Genomic DNA, 21808 nt, shown 5'->3' on the forward strand with positions numbered 1-21808 from the left:
TATCCCACCGCCGCCACACGTCGCCACGGGTGGGGAGGTCGCGTCCCGCCCTCACCCCAACCCACTCCACTCCCATGCCTGCGGCACGGGAGTGGGAGCCGCTGGCTCAGGCGCGTGCCGACTGTTCGACCAGCTGACCGCCGCGCAGTTCGAGGACCCGGGTGTGGGCGGCGACCAGGGCGTCGTCGTGGCTGATCGAGACGATGCTGAGGCCCGGCAGGCGCTCGATCAGCAGGCGATAGGCCTGGTCCACGCCGGCGGCATCCAGGTTCGACGTGCCCTCGTCCACGAACAGCCAGTCGGGCCGGTAGAGCAGCGCCCGGGCAATCGCCAGGCGCTGCTGCTCGCCCCCCGACAGGCGCATGGACCAGTGGTCGACGTCATCCAGGCGCGTCGCCAGGTGACCCAGGCCGACATCCTCCAGCACTGCGCGGACGGCAGCATCGTCGTATGAGCCGGCCAGGGCGGGGTAGGTCACGACATTGCGCAGGTTGCCGATGGGCAGGTAGGGCCGCTGCGGCAGGAACAGGACGCGCGCACCCTTCGGCACCTGGACCGTGCCGCCGCCCAGCGGCCAGATCCCGGCCAGCGCCCGGAACAGCGTGCTCTTGCCCGAGCCTGAGGCGCCGCGGACCAGCACCCGGTCGCCGGCCTTCAGATCCAGGTCGGCATCGCGCAGCAGGACCCGCCCGTCCGGCAGGCGAAGGGCGAGGCCGCGCGTGGTCACCGCTCCGGCCGCGCCGTCCGCCAGCGTGATCTCAGGTTGGTCCGCTGCATCGGCATGGACCGCGTCCATCGCCTGCTGGAACGTGACCAGTCGGTTGGCGATGGCCCGCCAGTCGGCATAGGACGCGAACGCATTGACCAGGAAACTCAGCGCGCCCTGGACCTGATTGAAGGCATTCACCGTCTGCTGCACGGCGCCCAGCGTCATCGCCGTCGTGAAGTAGACGGGCGCCAGCAACAGGTAGGGAATGACTGTCGAGGTCTGGCCATAGGTCACCGTCATCGTGTTGAGCTTCAACAGGCGGATGACCAACTGGCGGAAGTTCATGTAGACGTCGTTGAAGCGGTCGGACAGGAAGCGCTTCTCCTCCGCTTCGCCGCCATAGAGCGCGATGCCCTCCGCGTTCTCGCGCACCCGCATGAGGCCGAAGCGGAAATTCGCCTCGACATGCTCCTGGTTGAAGCGCAGGCGGAACAGCGGCCGGCCGATGTAGAAGGTCAGCACCGTGCCGACGAAGGCGTAGAGCACGGCGCACCACACCATGTAGCCGCCGGGAATGTCGATCTCGCTGTCCCCCCAGGGCAGATTCATGCCGCTGGACAGGGTCCACAGGATCGACGTGAAGGTGACAAGCGTCACGACCTCGCTCAGCAGGCCGAGCGACAGCGACAGCGCAGAAGTCACGAACCCGTTCGTATCCTCCTGGATGCGCTGGTCCGGGTTGTCGGTCGCATATCCTGCCGAGGCCAGGCGGTAGTAGGTCCGTGCCTGGAAATAGTCGTTCATCAGCCGATGCACCAGCCAGCGCCGCCAACGAATGCGCAGCATCTCCTTCACATAGAGATTGAAGACCGCGACAAGAACATAGATCGTCGCGATCCCGATAAAGAACGTGATCTCTGTCCAGAAGGCATCGGCATTCTTGGTCTGCAGCGCATCAAAGAATCGTCTGTACCAGTCGTTCAGGATGACATTGAAATAGACCATGAGCAGGGAGATGCTGACCGTCGCCGCAAGCAGGCCGCGCGCCCACCACTTTTCTTCTGAAACCCAGAACGGCAGGACCAGGCGGAACAAGCCGCGCCAGAAGTGCTTGGGCACCTGCGGCGTCGGATCGTAGGACTTCTCATCCGATGCGCCCGCAGCACTGATTTCAGCCATGCACGTCCCGTCCCTGCCAGACTCAGGTTCCCCCACGGCCAGAAGCCGCGGGATTCGGACATATTTATGGCCCAGCCCAGGGCAGTCTGCGCAAGGGGTGCCGGTGGTGGTGCGCCGTGACCACAATCACGGGCGCGCCGGTCAAGGTTTGATTCATTGCGGCTTGCGACCTATCCTCGCGCTGAAATTCTGGTTCGGGGGACGTCCACAATGAATTGGGCTCGCAGCAAGGTCTTCGCCAGGCCGGTGGCCTATGCGCTGATGGTGTCGGTCAGCGCCGTGAGCCTGGGCGCCTGCGCTGGTGCAGGCCAGCCCTTCAGCGCCAGCCTGCGCACCGACGCCACCGATAGCTGCGCCGCCTATGTGCAGCAGCTGAACTCGGTCCAGGAATATTTCGAGCAGTCGATCATCCAGGGTGCGGCCGTTGGCGCGCTGGGCGGGGCAGCGGCCGGCGCCCTGATCGGCGGCGACTGGCAGTCCGCCCTGATCGGCGGTGCGCTGGGTGCAGCGGCAGGCGCCGCCACTGGCTACTACTCGGCCCGGGCCGAGGCGTCGGGCGGCAACCAGACGGAGCTGGTCCGCAACATCTATGGCGACGTGATCCGCGAGAACCAGCAGCTGGATCGCACGTCCGGCTATTTCGTGCAGGTCCGCGACTGCCGCTTCAACCAGGCGCGGGACATCAAGCGCCAGTTCGCGGCGGGCCAGATCACGCGTGAAGTGGCGACGCAGCAGCTGAACACGATCCAGGGCCGGTTCCAGCAGGAAATCGCCTTTGCCGAGGGGCTGGGCTCCAAGATCTCGGGCCGTTCGACCGAGTTCGCCAACGCCTCCACCCAGTTGCAGCAGTCGGACCCCCAGGCGGTCCAGGTCTATCAGCAGCGCAAGGCGACATCGGTGCAGACTCCGCCGCCGTCCCCCTATGGCGGGTCGAACGCGCAGAACCTGAACGCCAATTCGCTGGAGGCCAACGCGGCGGCCGAATACTTCACCGCGGATGCCAACGCCAATGTCCGCTCGGGCCCGTCCGCCAGTTCGACCCAAGTCGGCCGCCTGGCCAAGGGTGAGCGCGTCGTCGGCGTGATCGAGGGCAGCTGGGTCAAGATCGAGCTGGCCAACGGCACGCAGGGCTATGTCGCCCGCAGCCTGGTCCTGGCCGCGGGCGAGAAGCCGCGCCCCCGGCCCCCGGCCCAGCGCCCGGCGCAGCAGCAGGCGGCCGCCGTGCCGTCGGACGCCAACGTGCCGCAGGACACGGCCGGCGTGCTCCAGCTGACCGAAAGCAACCAGCTGCGTCGCCAGGCCTTCTCCGACTCGGTCAACCAGGCCAAGGTCGCGTCGCAGACCGAGTTCCAGCTCGACGCGCCGCTGGCCTCGCTTGGCTTCAACGCCGCCTGATGCGGCATGCCGGCGGCCTGACCGCCGGCCTATCGATCCTGCGGGCGGTCCTGTCCCTGTTGACCTGGGACCCGGGCCGCCCGCATCCCGTTCCGGGAAGACAGTCGTGATGGGAAGTGTTGCGTCCCGCCCCGCCCGAATTCCGCCGCGTTCGCGCACCAGGATGGCGTTCATGAGGTTGCACCCGCGCGTGCCACGGGCAGCGGCGCTCGCCGTGGCCGTGGCCTTGTCCCTGACCGCCTTCCTGCCGCTGCCGGGGGCACTGGCCGCCAGCCCCCCGACGGACCCCATGCTGCGGGTCGAGACGGGCATGCACGGGGCGGCGATAAATCGCATCGCGCTGACGCCTGATGGCGAACTGATCACCGTCTCGGACGACAAGACGATCCGCGGCTGGGACCCCGTCACGGGCAAGGAGCGCTACGTCCTGCGCGCACCCATGGCCGAGGGGTCCGAGGGGGCCCTCTACGCCCTGGCGCTCAGCCCGACGGGTGGCACGATCGCCGTCGCCGGGCACACGGGCCTGGCCTGGGACAATTCGACCTCGATCTATTTCTTTGACCGCGCCAGCCGCGCCTGGCGGGGCCGGATCCCCGCGGGCGACGGACCGACCGACGTCGTCAACCAGCTCGCCTTCTCGCCCGATGGCAAGGCGCTGGCCATCGCCGTCAACGACAAGGGTGGCCTGCGCGTCGCCTGGCCGGGCGAAGGCCGCGTGGCGGTGGTCGATCCCGACTACCGCGCGCCCATCGTCGGCCTGTCCTTCGCCGCCGATGGCCGCCTGGCGGTCGCGTCGCTGGACGGCGGCGTGCGCCTCTATGATGCCGAGCTGAAGCTGGCCGGGACCTGGAAGGGGCCGCGCAATGCAAAGCCCTATTCCGTGGCCTTCAGCCCCGACGGCAAGCGCCTGGCCGTAGGCTTCCTGGACCGGGCCAGCATCAGTGTGATCGACACGCGCAAGATGGAGGAGACCAAAAGCTTCAAGGCCCCCGACGGTGGCACCGGCGCGCTGTCCAGCGTCGCGTGGCTGGAGGGCGGCGCCGGCCTGTCCGCCGCCGGCACCTGGGGCAGCAAGGAGGGGCGCAAGATCATCCTGACCTGGTCCTTCCTGGACGACGAGCCGGCGGGGGTGGAGGTCGCGGGCGACACCGTGACCGACCTGCGCGCCCTGCCCGACGGCGCCCTGGCCTATGCCTCGGCCGAGCCGTCCTGGGGCATCGTGCGCGACGGCAAGCTGGCCGAGCACCAGGACCGCCAGCAGGCCGACTTCCGCGACGGCTATGATGGCGACGGCTTTCTGGTTTCACCCGATGGCGGCGTCGTCGACTTCGGCTTCCGCCAGGGCGGGCGCGATCGCGCCCGCTTCAGCCTGGTCGACCGCATCCTGGTCCGGGCCGACGGGCCGGTCGAGGATACGTCCGACACGCGCGCCATCCGGCCGGTGCGCGGGGCAGACGAAGGCAGCGCCGCCGACCTGCCGCAGGTCGAGCTGCTGCCCTCCACCGACCAGGCGGGCGGGCTCAAGGTCACGAACTGGCGCAATGGCGACAAGCCCAAGCTGGGGCGCAAGACGCTGGAACTGGAGCCCAACGAGCGGGCGCGCAGCGTCGCCGTTCTGCCGGACGGGTCGGGCGCGCTGATCGGGACGGACTTCTTCCTGCGCTTCTATGACAAGGCCGGCCGCCTGGAATGGAAGACGGAGATCCCGGGCGCGGCCTGGGTCGTCAACGCGGCCCCCGTGGGTGGCTTCGCCATTGCCGGCCTGGCCGACGGGTCGATCCGCTGGTACCGCCTCGGCGACGGCAGTTCCGCCCTGTCGCTGTATCCCAATCCCGATGGCCGGCGCTGGATCGCCTGGACGCCGGAGGGCTTCTTCGACCATGGCCGGGGCAGCGAGCGGCTGATCGGCTACCAGCAGAATGTGGTGACGGACGACCGCCTGCGCGGCGCAACCTTCGTCGCCGTCGACCAGATGTACCAGTTGTTCTTCCGCCGGGATCTGGTCGCCAAGCGCCTGCGCGGCACGGGCGAGGAGGAAATCTCGGGCCAGCTGGCGAAGGTGGGCAAGGTTGATGCCGTGCTCGACAAGGGCCTGCCCCCTACCTTGCGCCTGAAGGCCTATTGCTTCGCCCCCGACACCTGCGTCGAGGTCGAGCCCAAGGCGACGCGCGCGGCGGACGAGGTCGAGATCGTGCCGACCACCAGCCCCACCGTCACCCTGCGGTTCGAGGTGCAGGACCGCGGCGGCGGCGTGGGCGACATCGTCGTGCGCCGGCGCGGTGCCGTGGTGCCGGCGCGCGGCGTCACCCGCTCCGTCGTCGAGAATGTCTCGCTCGAGGAGCGGGAGGTGGCACTCGAACCCGGCATCAACCTGCTGGCCGTCTCTGCCTTCACCCGCACCGGCGAGCTTGAGGCCAATGCCGAGGAGCAGCCCCAGATGGCCCTCCTGTACCAGGTGCAGGAGGAGACGAAGCCCAACCTGCACGTGATCGCGGTCGGCCTGAACCGCTTCAGCACGCCCGACGTCCCGGAACTGGCCAATGCCGTGGCCGATGCCGACGGCATGGCCGAGACCCTGCGCAAGGGGGCGGGCGACAAGTTTGCCAATGTCGAGACGATCGTCCTGACCAACGAGCAGGCGACCCACGAGGCCGTGCTGAAGGCCATCGCCGACGTGGCGGCCAAGGCCAAGCCCGACGACACCACCGTCGTGTTCCTTGCCGGCCATGGCCTCAACATCGACGGCAAGTTCTACTTCCTGCCCTTCGACGTGAAGGACCTGACGGTGGAAGGGCTCCAGGCGACGGCCCTGACCCAGGACCAGTTGCAGGAGGCCTTGGGCGCCCTGCCCACCTCGCGCACCGCGATGCTGATCGATGCCTGCTATTCGGGCGCGTTTGCGGTGGGCGATTCGGTCGACAATGCCGACCGCAATTCGACCTCGGCCCAGCAGCTCAGCTATTCGTCGGGCCGCTACATCCTGGCCGGGGCGTCCAGCCAGGAAGAGGCGCTGGACGGCATTGCCGGGCACGGCGTGTTCACCAGCGTGCTGCTGGAGGGCCTGGTGGGCAAGGCGGACGAATCAGTGCGCGGCAACAAGGACGGCGCGGTCGACGTCCTGGAACTGGGCGAATATGCCCGCAAGCGGGTGCCGGACGTGGCCGCCGAAGTCGGCCAGGGCCACCGGCAGCGGCCCCACTTCTTCTTCCGCGGCGACGACTGGTTTCCCGTCCGCTCCCTGCAATCGGAGGCCGCGGACGGCACGCCTTAGGCTTGTCTTTACCAGCCCTGCGCTAGTCCTGTGGGACAGGGAACAGCGCAGGCGGGGGCATGAACCAGAGTCCAGTCGAGGAGCTCCGCCGCCAGCGCGACCGCTTCGTAGCCTTCTCGTTCGCCTCGGCCGACCTGCTGCTGGAAGTGGGGCCGGCCGGTACGATCCGCTTCGCCTCCGGCGCGACGAAGGACCTGACGGGCCGCCCGGCGGTCGAGCTGCGCGGCGTGCCCTGGGTCGAGATCTTTGCGGAAAAGGACCGTGGCCTGGTCCTGGCGCTGGCCCGGGCCCTGAAGCCGGGGGCCCGCTGCGGCCCCATCGCGATCCAGCTTGCGCCGCTGAACGGCGACGCGACACGGCCCGCGGTCTTCAATGGCTATCGCCTGCCGGGGGAGGAGAACTCCCTCTATTGCACGGTCAGCCGCTCGCGCGTGCCGACCCGGCGCGAGGCTGATACCGGTCGGCGCGATGCGGTTACCGGCCTGCTGGACGGCGAATCGTTCTCCCGCGCCGCCGAGGAGGCGATGAGCTCCGCCGCCCTGCTGGGCGAGCACCTGGCCCTGACCATGCTGGAGTTCGAGAACTTCGCCGGGTTCGAGACGACGCTGAGCGAGGGGGCCCGCTCGGAGCTGATGCGCGAGGTGGGGCTGATCCTGCGCGCCCAGTCGGTCGACGGCGACACCTCCGCCCGCCTGGGCGATGACAAGTTCGGCGTCGTTCATCAGAACAACGTGGATCCGGCCGAGCTGAGCCGGCAGATCACCGCCCTGTCGCAAAGCTACGACCCGCAGGGACGCGGGATCACCGTGGCGCGCCGCACGGTCGACCTGGACCAGCAGCACCTGGACCGCAAGGACGTGAACCGCGCCCTGATCTATGCGGTGCAGAAATTCTCCGAAGAGGGCATGGCCTTCGACGCCCCGTCGCTGAAGGACAGCCTGGGCGAAATGGTGCGCGACACGTTCCAGCGCATCAACGAGCTCAAGAGCACGATGGGCCGGGACAAGTTCGACCTTGCCTTCCAGCCGATCGTCAGCCTGAAGGACCGCAAGCTCCACCACTACGAGGTGCTGACGCGGGTCAAGGGCCGCAGTTCCCCCTACGAAATGGTGACCTTCGCCGAGAACGTGGGCCTGGCCCAGGAATTCGACCTGGCCGTGCTGCGCCGCGCGATGGGCTATCTGGCGACGCAGCCGCCCACCCTGAACCTGGCGATCAATGTCTCCGGCCAGTCCATGGGCCTCGATTCCTTTGTCCAGATGCTGGGCGCCATGCTGGCCGAGCAGAAGGCGCGCGCCCGGCAGATCCACCTGGAGGTCACGGAATCGAGCGAGATCAAGGATCTGGTCCGCCTCAACGCCGTGCTCCAGGAACTGCGCGCCCATGGCTGCAAGATCGGCCTGGACGATTTCGGCGCAGGTGCCGCGTCCTTCCAGTACCTCCAGGCGCTGGACGTCGACTTCGTGAAGATCGACGGCGCCTATGTGACCCGCGTGCTCCTGGGCACGCGCGACGCCGTCATGATGAAGGCCCTGGCCGGCCTGTGCCGCGAACTGTCGATCGAGACCGTGGCCGAGCGGGTCGAGACCGAGGAGCAGGCGGTCAAGGTGATGACACTGGGTATCGACTATGGCCAGGGCTACCTGTTCGGTAAGCCGGGTCCCGCGACCGACTATGTCACGCCCGCAACCCTGCCCGCGCCACCCCCGGCGGCCGGCGGCGGCGCCCTGCAGTACCGCGCCAAGCGCGCAGGTGCCCGCGAGACCTGGGGCTGAGCAGACGCCGCGTTCAGGAGCTGCGCCCGCGGGCGTGAACGGGCCAGATCGCCTCCAGCGTCCCGTCGCGCACGACATGGATCCAGTCGTGCAGGTTCACCGTCGGGTCGCAATGCGGGACCTGGACCAGCAGGACGTCGCCAATGCCAAGCGCCGTCCCCTCGGGCAGGGTGACGCAGCCATACTCATCGCCCATGAAGCGATAGCTGGCGCCGGGCGGCGCACCCGCCAGGATGCGGGGCGCGGGTCCGTCGGTCGCGAACGCCTTCACCCCGCCATCGGTCGTTGCCAGGCCCGGTGCATTGGCGCTGATCACCGTCACCTGCACCGCCAGGGCGGGACCAAAGGGCGGCGGCGCGCCATTGGCCCCGGCGGGCCCCTCCAGCGCGACCGCGTCGTAGTCGACATCCATGAAGATGTAGGAGCCGACCTGCAGCTCGGTAAAGACCCGTGCCGCGGGGTCAATCGCGTGCGTCCCGGTGCCGCCGCCGGTGACGATCCGCGCCGGCAGTCCGGCGGCGTCCAGGGCACCGACAAGCACCGTCAGCGCCTCCAGCCCCTCCAGAACCTTGGCCCGCCGGGCGTCGTAGTCGGCAATGTGCTGCCATTGCCCGCCATAGGCCTGGATCCCGGCAAAGGTCAGGCCCGGCGTGGTGGCGATGCGCCTGGCCAGGGCCTCTGCCCGGGGGCTGGCGATGCCGGTGCGGTGCATGCCCAGGTCGATGTCGACCAGCACAGGCAGAAGGATGCCCGCCTGCCACGCGGCATGGCCCAGGGCGGCCACATTGGCAGCATTGTCCGCGACTACCATCAGCCCCGGCACCCGCGCCGCGAGGCGGATCAGGCGGGCAATCCCGTCCGGCGTCACGACGGGCGAAGTCAGCAGCACGTCCGCCATGTCGGCCCAGTGGTCGGCCAAGGCCTCCGCCTCGCCCAGCTTGGCACAGCAGACGCCGATGGCGCCGGCCGCGCGTTGCAGGCGGGCGATGTCGGCCGACTTGTGCGTCTTGGCATGGGGCCTGAGCGCGAGGCCGGTGTCGCGGCCATGCTGCGCCATGCGCGCCAGGTTGGCCTGGAACAGGTCGAAGTCCAGGACCAGGGCCGGCGTCGCCAGGCGCGCCGCGCCGCCGGCCACACCCACAAGATGGCCATTGGGTCCAAGGTTTGTCGCCATCGGGAAACATCCTGACTTCGTGTCGCCGTCCGCCCGCGCCATGATAAGGGGGAGCGGCCACTTCGTCAGGACCCCGATGACCTTCGTGCTCGACCCCCGGCTTGCCGCCGATTCCGACCTGCTGGCGACGTGGGACCTGTGCCAAGTGCGCCTGCAGGACGACGCGCGCTATCCCTGGCTGGTCCTGGTGCCGCAGCGCGAGGGCCTGCGCGAGGTGCACGACCTGATGCATGCCGACCGCCATCGCCTGGCCGAAGAGATCGCCCGCGCCACGGCCGCCGTCGCCGCGCTGGGCGTGCACAAGGTCAATGTCGGGGCGCTGGGCAACATCGTGGAGCAGTTGCACGTCCACGTCGTCGGGCGCATGCCGGGCGATCCCGCCTGGCCGGGGCCGGTCTGGGGCCAGGGCAGCCCGGTCCGGCGCGCGCCCGCGGCCCGCGCCGCCCTGGAGCAGCAATTGGCCCACCTGCTCGAACTCTGAACGCCGGGCCTCAGAACGCGATCCGGAAGGCGGCCCCCGGCCCGTCGGGGCAGTCGCCGACGCTGACGCTGGCGCCGTTGCGGGCCGCGATCTCGCGCACGATGGCCAGGCCAAGGCCAGCACCGCCCTCGCCCTCCCCCTGCCCGGCACCGCGCCAGAACGGCTCGAACACTTGGCTGCGCTGCCCCTCTGGAATGCCCGGGCCATGGTCGCGGACGACCAGGGCGGGCCCGGCGATCGCCGTACCCTCCTCCACCGTCACGGCGACGGTGCTGCCGGGCGGCGTGAAGCGCAGGGCGTTCTCGACCAGGTTGCGCAGGGCGTCGCCCAGGGCGTGCGGCTGCGCCTGGACCATGACCGCCCCGGCCGGCGCGGTCAGTTCGATCGAACGGCCTGCCTTCAGCGCCAGGGGAAACAGGCCGGCGACCGTATCCCGCGCCACCGCGCAGAGGTCGACGGCCTCCGGCGCCATTCCCTGCCCCGCCTCCAGGCGAGCGATCGCCAGCAACTGGTCGACCACGCGGGCCAGGCGCACCACGTCCCCGTCCAGGATGGCCCGTGCCTGTCCCGCCGCCATTTCGGCCACACGGGCGCGAAGCACAGCCAGGGGGGTCCGCAATTCATGCGCGGCATTGGCAGTGAAGCGGCGCTGCTGCGCCAGCATCGCGGCGACGGCGGCGCGCGCCTCCTCCGCCTGGCGGTGGAGGTCGGCCAGTTGCGCATAGCGCTGCCGCCGCACCCGCAGCGAGCGCAGAAGGATCGCGAAATTGAGGGCAAAGCCGGCCAGGACCACGGCGGCAGCGGCGGCAAAGGCCTGCTGCACGCCCGCGCGGATGGGGCGGATGTCGTCGGTCACGTCAAGGTACAGCTCGGCGACGCTGGTGCGCCCGCCGCCCACGACCAGCGGCATGTGGATCTCCGCCACCTCGATCGCACCGTAGGCGCCGAAGGCGGCGGCGGTCTGCTTAGGGCTCAGCAGGCGGGCATGGGGCGTGCCGCTCCGCGCGGTGCCGACAACCACCATCTGGTCCACCGTCTGGCCCAGGCTCTCCCCGTCCGTGTCCAGCAGGACCTTGCCCTGCTGATCCAGCACCAGCAGGCGCAGGATGTGCGCCGCCTTCTGCGCATAGGCAAAGACGGCGGCGCGTTCCGGCTCGTCCAGGTCGGCCAGGCGACCTTGCGCGTCGATCAGGTTCAGCGCGTCTGCCGTCGCCTCGGTGAAGTCCAGCGCCCGCTGCTCGGCAAAGGCCTCCGTCATGTCGCGCACCAGCGCCTGCTGGCCCAGCCAGCCGCCACCCAGGGCCAGGGTGGTGACCACCACCAGCAGGATCAGCAGCAACCGGTCGCGGCGCAGTCCCGGCTCCGGTTCCGCGACGTCCAGCGGGGGCACGTCAGGCTCCGCCATCGCCCTCCCCCAGGAAATAGCCGACGCCACGCACCGTGTGGATGCGGATGTCGGCCCCTGCCTCGGCCAGGCGGCGCCGCAGGCGCGATACCGCGGCCTCTATCGCATTGGCCTGGGCCAGGTCGTCGAAGCCATAGAGGCTGGATTCCAGGTCCTGCCGCGTCACGACCCGGCCGGCGCGCCGCATCAGGACATCCAGCAGATCCAGCTCACGCCGCCCCAGGGCCAGCGGCCGGCCCGCCACGGCCGCGGCCTGGCTGGCCGTATCCAGGGTGACATTCCCCACCGCCAGGCTGGTCGACAGGCGCGTGCCCGGCCGGCGCAGCACGGCGCGCACGCGGGCGACCAGTTCGTCCATGGCGAAGGGCTTGGCCACATAGTCGTCGGCGCCATGGTCCAGACCGGCCACGCGGTCTGTCAGGCGGTCGCGCGCCGTCAGCAGGATGACCGGCAGGTCCGCCCGCTCCCGCCGCAGCTCGTCCAGCAGTCCCAGGCCATCCCCGTCGGGCAGGCTGAGGTCCAGCAGCACGAGGTCAAAGCGCGCGACGGCCAGGGCGGCGCGCGCCTCGTCCAGGCTGTGGACGGCATCGACGACGAAGCCCTCCCGCCCCAGCCGCGCCGCGACCAGTTGCGCCAGCGCGCGTTCGTCTTCGACCAGCAGAAGTCGCATGTCCCGTCCGGGGAAAAATCCAGGGCTGCACGACCCGACCGCCGGTCAGACGCGCTTGCGCCCCGTGATCATGGCCAGGATCAGGTTCTCCCGGAAGCGCAGGCTCTCCACCAGCGCACCGAGGACGTGCAGCACCAGCAGCCCGACCAGGGCATTGGCCAGGATCTCGTGCGTCTCCTCGACCCACTTCACGCCAAACAGCGCGTCCGTCGTCTGCAGCCAGCCCGTCAGGCCCAGCAGCGCCACCATGGCCAGCAGGACCAGCGCCATGGCACCCCCGGCCGGGTTGTGACCGACATGGCGGCTGTCCGTACCCGTTGCGACCTGCCCCAGATAGCGCAGCAGTGAGCGGGGGCCGACGACGAAGCTGGCAAAGCGCGCCGGCGACGTCCCCACGAAGCCCCACAGGATGCGAAGCACGACAACGCCCAGGGCGACATAGCCCAGGACCTGATGCACCTCGCGCCCGGCCCGTGTCAGTTCCAGCAGGTTCGCCAGCACGGCCCCCACCAGGACCCAGTGGCACAGGCGCACCACGGGGTCCCACACGCGGATCATGCGGCGGGTGGCGTCCGCGTGGACGGTGGGGCGGCGGATCGTCGGAGCAGACGCGACCGCCGGGCCATGCTGGACCGGCTCCATCGCCGGGCGCCTCAGTGCAGGGTCACGAATTCACCGGTTGCGGGCTTCAGATAGACCTCGAAGCGCTCGCCCTTGGCATCCAGGCCCTTGGCCTCGACGCAGCCGTCCTCGGTACCCAGCGATCGGATATCGGTATAGCCCGCATCGGTGAGGAAGGCGCGGATCTGCGCCTCGGACAAAGCGGGCTTGCCATCGGCGGGGCAGGCATCGGCGGCGAAGGCCTGCCAGCCCAGGCCAAGGACTACGGAAAAGGCCAGGACGAACGTCATCAGTCGGGACACGATCCACTCCCATCGGGGTTGTGGTCGCATCAGACGCCCCGTCCCTGACAGGATCCTGACGGCGCCGCGACAGCTCCGTGTCAGGATCCGCCGACCTCAGGCCAGGGGGCGGACAAAGGCCCCGTTCCGGCCCAGGTGGTGGTGGCTCAGCGTGCGCTCGTCATTGGCCATGCGCCAGGACAGCAGGGCCTGGGCGCAGGCCAGGACCTCCGCCGCGTAGCGCGGATCGTCCACCCGGTTCCGCAGCTCGCCCGGATCCTCCTCCAGGTCGAAGAACAACGGCGGCAGGCCGGCGAAGTGAACGTACTTGTAGCGCACACCCCGGATCACGTTCAGGTTGCACTCGTCCAGGCCGATGCCGAAGGCGCGTTCCGGCAGGCCGCGACGTGGATCGCGGAAATCGAACTCCCAATGCGCGTGGTCGCGCCAGCGCTGCGGTTCCGTCCCCTCAAGGAAGGGCAGCAGGCTGCGCCCGTCGCACTGGCGGGGCGGCACGGCACCCAGCCACCGCAGGATCGTGGGCATCAGGTCGACCGACTCGGTGAAGCGATCGACGACGCGGCCGCGGCCGGCGTCGGCCGCCGCGCGCGGGTCCCGGATGATCAGCGGGATGTGGTAGGACTGCTCGAAATACCCGCACTTGCCCAGCAGCCAATGGTCGCCCAGCTGCTCGCCATGGTCGGTCGTGAAGACGATCAGCGTGCGCTCGTACTCTCCGCTCTGCTTCAGCCAGGCAACCAGGCGGCCCAGGTTGTCGTCCACCTCGCTGATCAGGCCGTAGTAGGTCGCCTTGAACTGGCGGCGCACCAGCTCCGACGGGGGGGCGCGGAACGGCAGTCGGTCCAGTTGCCAGGCCAGCCAGGGATGCTGCGCCCCCTCGGCCACGTAGTCGTCCTGCGCGACGAAGGGTGGCACGTCCCCGGCCTCGTACATGGCGTGATAGGGCGCCGGCGCCACCCAGGGCGGATGGGGCCGCAGCCAGGACAGGTGTGCGACCCAGGGCCGGCCCTGCTGGCTGCGCCAATAGTCGATGACCTCGTCCGTCAGGAAGGCGGTATCGCTGTCGGCCGCGGCATAGATCGCGGGCGCGAAGCTCGGCCCCTTGCCTGCGGCCTCGGGACAATCGGTGACCTGGGCATACATCGCCTCGGCGTCCTCGGGCATGGCATAGCCGCGCCGGACCAGTGCCTTGACCCAGTTGGTCGGCGCGCCGGGCAGGTGGGCCACCGGCACGAAGCCGTCCATGATCCCTTCATAGGTGCGCAGGCGCACGTCGCCCTCGTCCAGTGCGCGCGGATCGGCAGAGGTGTCGGTGTAGCCGAACAGCGCCGGCTCATAGCCCAGGCGCCGCACCTCCAGCGCCAGATTAGTATGGCGCGCGTCGAGCGGCGTGCCATTCGTGCCGGAGCGATGGTTCTGCAGGTACATGCCGGTCAGCAGGCAGGCCCGGCTTGGGCCACAGGGCACCGCCTGGGCGTAGTGCCTGCGGAACAGCACGCCGTCGCGCGCCAGGGCATCCAGGTTGGGGGTCCGGACCATCGGGTGGCCCAGGGCGGACAGGCAGTCACCGCGCCATTGGTCGGCGGTGATCAGCAGGACATTGAGCGGCGGCGGCATGCGGCCACGCACTATGCGTGGGCCGCAGGACGGTCGCAATCCGCCTTTGGCCCAGCGCCCGATGCGTCAGCGGACGCCCAGGCTTTCCAGGTAGCCCTCGACATTGGTGTTCAGCACCTCGGCCTGGCGCGACAGTTCGTCCGCCGCCAGGAACATGTTGGTGCAGGCACGCCCCGCCTCCTGCGCCGCCTCGCTGACGCTGGCGATGGTGTGGGACACCTGCTCGGCCCCCAGCGACGCCTGCGCCGCACTGCGCGAGATCTCGGCCGTGGTCGCGGTTTGCTCCTCAACGGCGGAGGCGATCATGGTGGCGATCTGGGACATGCCCTCGATCGTGCGGGTGATGGTGCCGATCGCCTGGACCGAGCCGGTCGTCGCGGCCTGCATCGCCGACACCTGGCTCTCGATGTCGTCGGTGGCCCGTGCCGTCTGGGTGGCCAGGGCCTTGACCTCGCTGGCCACGACGGCAAAGCCCTTGCCCGCCTCGCCCGCGCGCGCTGCCTCGATCGTCGCGTTCAGCGCCAGCAGGTTGGTCTTGGCGGCGATGTCGCGGATCAGGTTGACCACGTCCCCGATCTTCTGGGCAGCGGCGCTCAGCGTGTGGATCGTGGTGCTGGTCGCCTCGGCCTCCGCCACGGCACGGCGCGAGATGGCGGTCGACTGCGACACCTGGCGATTGATCTCGGCAATCGAGGCGGTCAGTTCCTCGGCCGCGGTGGCGACGGTGTGGACGCTGCCGGATGCGCCGGCCGCGGCGTTTGTCACCTCACTCGCCTGGCAGGTGGTTTCCTCGGCGGTGGAAGCCATCGACTCGGCATTCGCCCGGACCTCGGTCGCGGCGCTGGCCACGGCGGCGGCGACCCCGCGCAGGCGCAGCGAAATGCCGACCTGCTGCGTGATGTCGGTCGCGAACTTGACGACGCGGGCGGGCCGGCCGTTCTGGTCCATGATCGGGTTGTAGCTGGCCTGCAGCCAGATCTCGCGCCCATCGCGGCCCAGGCGGCGGTACTGCCCCACCTCGAACTGGCCGGTCGCCAGGCGATTCCAGAACACCGCGTAGTCGTGGCTCGCGGCATAGTCCGGGTCGACGAACATGCGATGGTGCCGGCCCACGATCTCGTCCCGGCGATAGCCGACCGCATCCAGGAAGTTCTGGTTGGCGTCCAGGATGATCCCCTCCAGCGTGAACTCGATCACCGCCTGGACCTTGTCGATGGCCTGGATCCGGCTGGCATTGTCGGCGTCGCGCTGCTTGGCCTCGGTGATGTCGCTGGCGAACTTCACGACCTTCGCCGGGCGGCCGTCACGGTCCATGATCGGGTTGTAGGTGGCCTGCAGCCAGATCTCGCGACCGCCCTTGGCCAGCCGCTTGTACTGCCCCTGGTCGAACTCGCCGCGCCCAAGGCGGGCCCAGAAGGCGCGATACTCGGCACTCTCGCGGTAGTCGGGGGTCACGAACATGGCATGGTGGTGGCCCACGACCTCGGCCCTGGAATAGCCGGTGGCAGCCAGGAAATTCTCGTTCGCGTCCAGGATCGTGCCGTCAAGGGAAAAGGCGATGACCGCCTGCGCCCGGTTGATCGCGGCCACCTGGCCTTCGACGTCCTGCAACCAGTCGGGATCGACAGCCGGAACCGCCAAGGCCTGGACCTGCGTGCTGCGGCGGCGCGCGAAAAGCTCGATCACCCGTGCCATCAATCCCTCCACCGGGGCCCCGGGTTGCCGGGACTCGCCGTTCAACCACTGAATGTTGTGGTTTCGCCTCGATACCTTCAGAGGATGGCCACATCGCCTCTAACAGAGAGTTAAGATGCGACGCGATCTCAGGTACGGGGATGGCCCCGGGAGGGGGGGCCTGGACCGGCAGTGGCACATCGCCCCCGCCGGTCCTGCTGCGTCGTTCCGACTCAGGCGGCCTTGGCCTGGACGGCGCGGGCAAGGCCAGCATTGAGGCGCGCGTTGAGCGGCGCGGCGGTGTCCTTCGACAGCGACATCAGCAGTTCGCCGATGCGGGTCGATTGGGCCAGGAAGGCATCCAGCGCGCTCTTGGTATAGTCCGTCTGCAGTTCGATCACCTGCTGCATCGACTTGGCCGACATGATTGCCTTGGTCGCGGCCAGGCTGTCTTCGAGCGAGTTCTTGGAAAAGGCGACCAGCTCGGCGCTCAGCGATTCGATTGCCTTGATCGCCGCGGTGTTCGACTGCATCACGGCGTCGACATTGTCCTTGGAGATGCGGGCCAGTTCGTCATAGCGGGTCTTGGCCATCGAGATGCCCTTTCCCAGGGCGTCCTGGGCGTTGGTGGCCTGGGCCTTGAGGCTGGCCTCGATCTGCTCGGCGGTCGTGCTCATCGGGGAGTCTCCTACATTGCGGGGCAGCAGTTCGTGTTGCACTGCAGCATGACGCAGATGTGGGCCGAGCGCCGACGCGCGTCAAGAGGGAATTTGTTGCACTGCAATAACAAGGCCCCGCAGGCAGCGGCCGGAGACCGCTGCGGCAAGACGCCGCGCCCGCTAGAACGCCAGTTCTGGTCCGGCCTGCAGTCCGTTGTCGACGACCTGGACCTGGAATGCGATGCCGTCCGTCCGGGGGCCGCTGTAGCGGTCGGGAAAGCGATCGACCAGCGGCCCCAGGCCGGTGGGGCGCACCGGGTTGACCGGGATGCCAGTCGTGTCCCTGGCGAACAGGGGCCCGTCGAAGCGGATCGCCTCGAACCCCGTGCCGGGAGACTGCCAGGCCTGGAAATGGAAACGCCCCTGGCGGCAGGCGGCCACCGTCCAGAAGAAGCGGTCGGAGCGAAGGAACAGCCCCGCCGGCGCCGGCCGGTCAAAGCCGCTGGCGTCCAGCGCCGCATCCAGGGCCGCGACCTCGTCCGCGGAAAGGCTGGCAGAGGCCCGCTCCGGCGTTGCCACGCCCAGGCCCGAGGAGAATGAGACACTGAGCAGCGCCGGCGGGCCCCACACGCGCACCTCGACACTGGCGCCGGCACTCCCGCCCGTCACCTCGTAGCCGCGCACCTGCTCGTTATAGAGGGCGTTGTAGACGAAGCGCCGGTGGTCGGGACTGCCAGCCTGGCAGGCGGCGCGGATATCCTCGCCCCCGATATACGAGAACCACGAGGCCGATCGACTCAGGGGATCATCCGTGGGACCCGTGGCGGCGCAGCCGGCCAGGGCCAGGCCGATCAGCACTGCCAGGCCCGGGACCGCGGCCCCAGGCACTGTGGTTTGCGTTCGCTGCGGCGTGCGTGGATCGGTTCCCATGCAACCGATCCTAGCCCAAAAAACGCCATCATCCAAAGGGGACCGGGCGTCGCGCGAATCACAAGACGTTAGACAGGCTTGGCGAAGTTTCTTACAGTGATGCTTCGGTTTTCGGTGAGTATATCGGGGGGCCCGCCATGCGGTGGACGCGTCTGTCCTTTGGCCATCTGGCCTTGGTCCTGACACTGGCGCTGACGCTGGCCCTGGCGGCCGCGCCGGCCGACGCAGCCCAGCGCCGCAAGCCTAAGCCGGCCGATGCCTGGGCGCCAGCCTTCTCCGCCCTGGTGCTCGACGCCGATTCCGGCCGGGTTCTGGTCTCGACCCAGCCGGATGCCCTGCGCCATCCCGCCTCTCTCACCAAGATGATGACCCTCTACCTGGTCTTCGACGCGCTGGACGCGGGCACCCTGACACTGGATCAGCGCCTGCCGGTGTCGAGCCGCGCCGCGGGGCAGGAGCCGTCGAAGCTGGGCCTGCGGGCCGGCAGCACGGTCAGTGTCGAGGACGCGGTCCTGGGCCTGGTGACCAAGTCCGCCAACGATGCCTCCGTCGTCCTGGCCGAGGCGCTGGGCCGGTCGAGCGAGGGCTTCGCCCGCATGATGACGACCAAGGCCCGTGCCCTGGGCATGAGCTCGACCGTCTATCGCAACCCCAACGGCCTGCCCGACAGCGCCCAGGTGACGACGGCGCGCGACCAGGCCCGGCTGGGCCTGGCGCTGATGCGCGACCATCCGCACTGGTACCCCTACTTTTCCACGCGCACCTTCCGCTATGGCGCGGCCACGCACGGCAACCACAATCGCCTGCTGACGCGCTATCCCGGGACCGACGGCATCAAGACGGGCTACATCCGGGCGTCCGGCTTCAACCTGGTGGCCTCGGTCCAGCGTGATGGCCGGCGCTTGGTCGGCGTGATCTTTGGCGGGACGTCCGGCCGGCAGCGCGACGACCGCATGATCGCCATGCTGGACGAGGCGTTCGCCGCACTCCAGGGGACGCCGCGCCCGGCCCAGCCGCTGCTCGCCCAGGTCGGCGCGCGCCCCGGCCCCGCCACCGCGCGGGCCGCGCGCCAGGTCGCGGCCGTGGCCGCCAGCCCGGCGCCGGGCCTGCCCGTGCCCCGCCCGGCCGAGATTGCCCGCGCCGCCCTGCCGCCGCTTCCCGTCGCCGCCGCGTCGGAGGCGGAGATCGACGCCGTCGCCGCCATGATCGACGAGGAGCCGGCCGAGGCGACGGCCGCGGGCGACATCGCGGCCCTGGTCTCGGGCGGCACCGCGCCGGTTGCCGCCGCCAACACGGTTGCCGCCCCGCGCCAGCGTCCGGCGATGATGGCCGCGGTGCCGCCGGGCCTGGCCCTGCCCGCCCAGGCCCCCGCGACGTCCGCCGCGGAAGAGGAGGCCGCGCGCCAGCCGCTGGGCAGCTGGGCGATCCAGCTGGGCGCCTTCGCCGGCAAGTCGGCGGCCGAGGCGCATATCCAGAACGTGCGGGCCCAGGCGCCCCGCCTTCTGGCCGGGACTGAGACGCGGCTGGAGCCGGGCAACAATTCGGGGCAGCTGGTCTGGCGCGCCCGTCTGGCCGGCTTTGCCGAGCCCAGCGCCCGCGCCGCCTGCCGCCAGCTGCGCACGCTTCAGATCGCCTGCCTGCCCGTCGCCCCGGACCAGCTGGCGCTGGCCGGCCAGTAAGGCTCCAGGGGCCCGCCGGCATGGCTGCGTCGCTGCAGGCTGAGCAGGTCCTGGACCTGCCGGCCAATGTCCCGCCCTGGACGGCGACGGCCCTGAAGCTCCAGGCCGGGCAGGAGTTCACCGTCCTGGCCAGCGGTCGCGCGGTCTTCAACCTGGAGCCCGATTTCTCCGCCGGTCCACGCTTCGGCCTGTGGTATCGCATCGGCGGACAGGCCCCCATTGCCTGCGGGGGTCGCGACACCTGGTCCTTTGCCGCACCCCATGCCGGCACGTTGGAAGTCGCCGTGCTGAACGGCGAATGGGCCAGCCCCGACGGCACGCTGGGCACCCCCGCCGCGCTCTACCAAGGCGGCACGGGTGGTTTCCGCGTGCGCATCCTGGTCTGGGCGCCCGGCACGCGCGCGGCCGACGGGCTGGCCAGCCTGGGCGACGCCGACCCCGCCATCGCGGCCGAGCGCACGCGCCTGGCGGCGCCCACAGCCTGGCCGCCAGACTGGCGCCATCTGTGGTTCCTGGGGCAAAGCGACATATTCGCGCGCGCCGACAGCGACGGCCACGCCGCCATCGCGATCGACACGCGCGACGATGTCGGCATCCTGCAGCGCGCCGTCGACTTCCCCCTGACCGCGCACACGCGGCTGGAATGGGAATGGCGCATCGACGAACTGCCCTCGGCCTGCGCCGAGACGGAATCGCACGTCCACGACTATCTCAGCGTGGCCCTGGCGGGCGACGACGGCCACGACATCACCTGGATGTGGAGTGCGGCGCTGGCGCCGGGCGCGCATTTCCGCTGCCCGCTGCCGACCTGGGCGCACAAGGAACACCACATGGTCGTGCGCGGCGACGCGGCGGAGCTCGGCCGCTGGCTGGCCGAAAGCCGACCGGTGGCGGCGGACTGGGCGACGATGTGGGGCGATCCGGTCCCGACGCGCGTCACCTCGATCTGGCTGATCGCGGTCAGCTTGTTCCAGCACCGGCGCGGACGCGGCACCGTGCGCAACATCGCGCTGGTCGACGGCACGAACCGCGTGCAGGTCCTCTAGCGCTCCCGCTCAGGCCAAAGCGGCGGCATAGGCCTCCGGCTTGAAGCCGACGATGAGGCGGCCGTCGACGTCGAGCACGGGCCGCTTGATCATCGACGGCTGCGCCGCCATCAGGGCCAATGCCCGCGCGCGGTCCACCCCCTCCCGGTCCGCCTCCGGCAGCTTGCGGAAGGTCGTGCCGGCGCGGTTCAGCAGCACCTCCCACCCGACCTGGTCGGCCCAGGCGGCAAGCGTCGCCGGGGTGATCCCCGCCGCCTTGTAGTCGTGGAACGTGTACGCGACGCCATGGTCGTCCAGCCAGGCCCGCGCCTTCTTCATGGTGTCGCAGGACTTGATGCCATGGATCGTGACGTTTGCCGGCATGTTGACCCTTCCCGGAAGCGCTAAAGCGTGACGGCGTCAACCAGGAGCGCGCCGCGGCTGGCCATGAAGTACAGGCCCATGTGATGCGTCAGGGCCTGCGGATGGGCAAGCGTTACCGGCAGGCCTGCCTGCTCTGCCACGCTCCGCGGCAGGTCATAGGTGGCGCATGCGCCTTCCAGCACGGCAATGTCCCTGAGGCTGGGCATCATGCCGTGGTTGCGCGCCGACAGCAGCGTCAGGACGAAATCCATGACGCAGATGTCGGTACAGATGCCGACGACCAGCACGCAGTCGAGGCTCTGCGCGTTGACCCAGTCGACGACGCCGTTGCGGCCATCGCGGATCGCCCCGACAAAGCCGTTGATGCAGTCCTTGGCGATCAGCGTCGTCTGCGCATCCTGCTCCAGCCATTGCAGTTCGGGGACCAGTTCCTCCTGCCCCGTGCCGATCTCGCAATGCGGCGGATAGGGCGGCTCGGGCACGCCGGGGGTGTGGCTGTCCTTGAACGCCAGGATGGGCCGGCCGCCGGTACTGAACGCCTGGGCCAGGCGCACCGTCTCCGTCACCATCCGGCTGACCTGGGCATTGGGTGCCGCCGGCGCCAGCGGGCCGCAGCCGACCGTGCAGAAGCCGTTGACCTCGTCCACGATGACCAGGCCCGCACGCCGCTGGCGCAGGTCCAGCGGCACCAGCGCGATTGGCGCCACCTGCGCCACCGCATGGGTCAGGCGCTCGATCTCGGTACCTTGCGCCATGCCGGGCCGTTCGATCACCGTACTCATCGTGCCTCTCCATCCAGACGGTCAGTAGCTAGTCTCAGACTGAGTATATGGTCGTTGTGCAGGGCGAGGGAATGGC

The 21808-nt window shown here is 69.8% G+C and carries 18 protein-coding genes; 6 read left to right on the forward strand and 12 right to left on the reverse strand.

The annotated features are described in order from the left end of the window. Positions 1-106: 106 nt before the first annotated feature. Positions 107-1888, reverse strand: a complete 1782-nt coding sequence (locus ACI6GS_RS20500) for an ABC transporter ATP-binding protein/permease (RefSeq protein ID WP_439815325.1) — start codon at positions 1886-1888, stop codon at positions 107-109. A gap of 210 nt (positions 1889-2098) precedes the next feature. Between ACI6GS_RS20500 and ACI6GS_RS20505 the strand changes: the two genes are divergently transcribed. The 3 genes from ACI6GS_RS20505 to ACI6GS_RS20515 all read left to right on the forward strand — a co-directional run bounded on the left by ACI6GS_RS20505 (position 2099) and on the right by ACI6GS_RS20515 (position 8329). Next, entirely contained in the window at positions 2099-3283 is a 1185-nt protein-coding gene (locus ACI6GS_RS20505; RefSeq protein WP_439815326.1) for an SH3 domain-containing protein, read from the forward strand. 172 nt (positions 3284-3455) lie between these two features. Next, positions 3456-6554 (forward strand): caspase family protein, encoded by a 3099-nt coding sequence (locus tag ACI6GS_RS20510; protein WP_439815327.1) that lies wholly within the window; start codon positions 3456-3458, stop codon positions 6552-6554. 59 nt (positions 6555-6613) lie between these two features. After that, complete coding sequence (locus ACI6GS_RS20515; protein WP_439815328.1) at positions 6614-8329, forward strand: EAL domain-containing protein; 1716 nt, start codon at positions 6614-6616, stop codon at positions 8327-8329. 13 nt (positions 8330-8342) lie between these two features. On the opposite strand, the gene ACI6GS_RS20520 is transcribed toward ACI6GS_RS20515, so the two are convergent. Beyond that, entirely contained in the window at positions 8343-9503 is a 1161-nt protein-coding gene (locus ACI6GS_RS20520) for a DSD1 family PLP-dependent enzyme (protein ID WP_439815329.1), read from the reverse strand. 76 nt (positions 9504-9579) lie between these two features. Here ACI6GS_RS20520 and ACI6GS_RS20525 point away from each other — a divergent pair, with 76 nt between their 5' ends. Further along, positions 9580-9984, forward strand: coding sequence for an HIT domain-containing protein (locus ACI6GS_RS20525; RefSeq protein WP_439815330.1), 405 nt, complete (start codon positions 9580-9582; stop codon positions 9982-9984). Positions 9985-9994: 10 nt separating this feature from the next. Here ACI6GS_RS20525 and ACI6GS_RS20530 read toward each other — a convergent pair whose 3' ends face one another. From ACI6GS_RS20530 to ACI6GS_RS20565, 8 genes are all read right to left on the reverse strand, one after another. Further along, entirely contained in the window at positions 9995-11389 is a 1395-nt protein-coding gene (locus ACI6GS_RS20530) for a sensor histidine kinase (RefSeq protein WP_439815331.1), read from the reverse strand. After that, positions 11376-12059, reverse strand: a complete 684-nt coding sequence (locus tag ACI6GS_RS20535; RefSeq protein ID WP_439815332.1) for a response regulator — start codon at positions 12057-12059, stop codon at positions 11376-11378. Before ACI6GS_RS20535 ends, ACI6GS_RS20530 begins: the two co-directional genes overlap by 14 nt. Positions 12060-12104: 45 nt before the next feature. Continuing rightward, positions 12105-12701 (reverse strand): cytochrome b/b6 domain-containing protein, encoded by a 597-nt coding sequence (locus ACI6GS_RS20540; protein ID WP_439815333.1) that lies wholly within the window; start codon positions 12699-12701, stop codon positions 12105-12107. 11 nt (positions 12702-12712) lie between these two features. Continuing rightward, positions 12713-12982, reverse strand: coding sequence for a PepSY domain-containing protein (locus ACI6GS_RS20545; protein WP_439815334.1), 270 nt, complete (start codon positions 12980-12982; stop codon positions 12713-12715). Positions 12983-13078: 96 nt separating this feature from the next. Further along, positions 13079-14599: an alkaline phosphatase family protein gene (locus ACI6GS_RS20550; protein WP_439815335.1), complete on the reverse strand. Its 1521-nt coding sequence runs from the start codon at positions 14597-14599 to the stop codon at positions 13079-13081. A gap of 66 nt (positions 14600-14665) precedes the next feature. Further along, the gene (locus ACI6GS_RS20555; protein ID WP_439815336.1) at positions 14666-16294 is read right to left on the reverse strand and encodes a methyl-accepting chemotaxis protein; all 1629 of its coding nucleotides are present in this window, start codon (positions 16292-16294) and stop codon (positions 14666-14668) included. 212 nt (positions 16295-16506) lie between these two features. Continuing rightward, the gene (locus tag ACI6GS_RS20560; protein WP_439815337.1) at positions 16507-16950 is read right to left on the reverse strand and encodes a phasin family protein; all 444 of its coding nucleotides are present in this window, start codon (positions 16948-16950) and stop codon (positions 16507-16509) included. A 162-nt stretch (positions 16951-17112) separates the two neighbouring features. Next, positions 17113-17820 (reverse strand): hypothetical protein, encoded by a 708-nt coding sequence (locus ACI6GS_RS20565; RefSeq protein ID WP_439815338.1) that lies wholly within the window; start codon positions 17818-17820, stop codon positions 17113-17115. A gap of 179 nt (positions 17821-17999) precedes the next feature. Between ACI6GS_RS20565 and ACI6GS_RS20570 the strand changes: the two genes are divergently transcribed. Together ACI6GS_RS20570 and ACI6GS_RS20575 are read left to right on the forward strand one after the other, a co-directional pair. Beyond that, complete coding sequence (locus tag ACI6GS_RS20570; protein WP_439815339.1) at positions 18000-19541, forward strand: serine hydrolase; 1542 nt, start codon at positions 18000-18002, stop codon at positions 19539-19541. Between the two features lie 20 nt (positions 19542-19561). Continuing rightward, the gene (locus tag ACI6GS_RS20575) at positions 19562-20587 is read left to right on the forward strand and encodes a DUF3047 domain-containing protein (protein ID WP_439815340.1); all 1026 of its coding nucleotides are present in this window, start codon (positions 19562-19564) and stop codon (positions 20585-20587) included. Between the two features lie 9 nt (positions 20588-20596). On the opposite strand, the gene ACI6GS_RS20580 is transcribed toward ACI6GS_RS20575, so the two are convergent. Next, the gene (locus tag ACI6GS_RS20580; RefSeq protein ID WP_439815341.1) at positions 20597-20950 is read right to left on the reverse strand and encodes an ArsC family reductase; all 354 of its coding nucleotides are present in this window, start codon (positions 20948-20950) and stop codon (positions 20597-20599) included. A gap of 20 nt (positions 20951-20970) precedes the next feature. Further along, on the reverse strand, positions 20971-21732 hold the full coding sequence (locus ACI6GS_RS20585; RefSeq protein WP_439815342.1) for an isochorismatase family protein: 762 nt from the start codon (positions 21730-21732) through the stop codon (positions 20971-20973). Positions 21733-21808 lie beyond the last annotated feature (76 nt).

Origin of the sequence: Zavarzinia sp. CC-PAN008 (assembly GCF_051903925.1) — a bacterium.
Taxonomy (GTDB): domain Bacteria; phylum Pseudomonadota; class Alphaproteobacteria; order Zavarziniales; family Zavarziniaceae.

Excerpts from the sequence above, each read along its gene's own strand:
- ACI6GS_RS20525 (WP_439815330.1), top strand. The coding sequence starts at position 9,580 with ATGACCTTCGTGCTCGACCCCCGGCTTGCCGCCGATTCCGACCTGCTG.
- ACI6GS_RS20570 (WP_439815339.1), top strand. The coding sequence starts at position 18,000 with ATGCGGTGGACGCGTCTGTCCTTTGGCCATCTGGCCTTGGTCCTGACA.
- ACI6GS_RS20500 (WP_439815325.1), bottom strand. The coding sequence starts at position 1,888 with ATGGCTGAAATCAGTGCTGCGGGCGCATCGGATGAGAAGTCCTACGAT.
- ACI6GS_RS20510 (WP_439815327.1), top strand. The coding sequence starts at position 3,456 with ATGAGGTTGCACCCGCGCGTGCCACGGGCAGCGGCGCTCGCCGTGGCC.
- ACI6GS_RS20580 (WP_439815341.1), bottom strand. The coding sequence starts at position 20,950 with ATGCCGGCAAACGTCACGATCCATGGCATCAAGTCCTGCGACACCATG.
- ACI6GS_RS20550 (WP_439815335.1), bottom strand. The coding sequence starts at position 14,599 with ATGCCGCCGCCGCTCAATGTCCTGCTGATCACCGCCGACCAATGGCGC.
- ACI6GS_RS20520 (WP_439815329.1), bottom strand. The coding sequence starts at position 9,503 with ATGGCGACAAACCTTGGACCCAATGGCCATCTTGTGGGTGTGGCCGGC.
- ACI6GS_RS20540 (WP_439815333.1), bottom strand. The coding sequence starts at position 12,701 with ATGGAGCCGGTCCAGCATGGCCCGGCGGTCGCGTCTGCTCCGACGATC.
- ACI6GS_RS20560 (WP_439815337.1), bottom strand. The coding sequence starts at position 16,950 with ATGAGCACGACCGCCGAGCAGATCGAGGCCAGCCTCAAGGCCCAGGCC.
- ACI6GS_RS20530 (WP_439815331.1), bottom strand. The coding sequence starts at position 11,389 with ATGGCGGAGCCTGACGTGCCCCCGCTGGACGTCGCGGAACCGGAGCCG.
- ACI6GS_RS20515 (WP_439815328.1), top strand. The coding sequence starts at position 6,614 with ATGAACCAGAGTCCAGTCGAGGAGCTCCGCCGCCAGCGCGACCGCTTC.
- ACI6GS_RS20575 (WP_439815340.1), top strand. The coding sequence starts at position 19,562 with ATGGCTGCGTCGCTGCAGGCTGAGCAGGTCCTGGACCTGCCGGCCAAT.
- ACI6GS_RS20505 (WP_439815326.1), top strand. The coding sequence starts at position 2,099 with ATGAATTGGGCTCGCAGCAAGGTCTTCGCCAGGCCGGTGGCCTATGCG.
- ACI6GS_RS20585 (WP_439815342.1), bottom strand. The coding sequence starts at position 21,732 with ATGAGTACGGTGATCGAACGGCCCGGCATGGCGCAAGGTACCGAGATC.
- ACI6GS_RS20535 (WP_439815332.1), bottom strand. The coding sequence starts at position 12,059 with ATGCGACTTCTGCTGGTCGAAGACGAACGCGCGCTGGCGCAACTGGTC.
- ACI6GS_RS20555 (WP_439815336.1), bottom strand. The coding sequence starts at position 16,294 with ATGGCACGGGTGATCGAGCTTTTCGCGCGCCGCCGCAGCACGCAGGTC.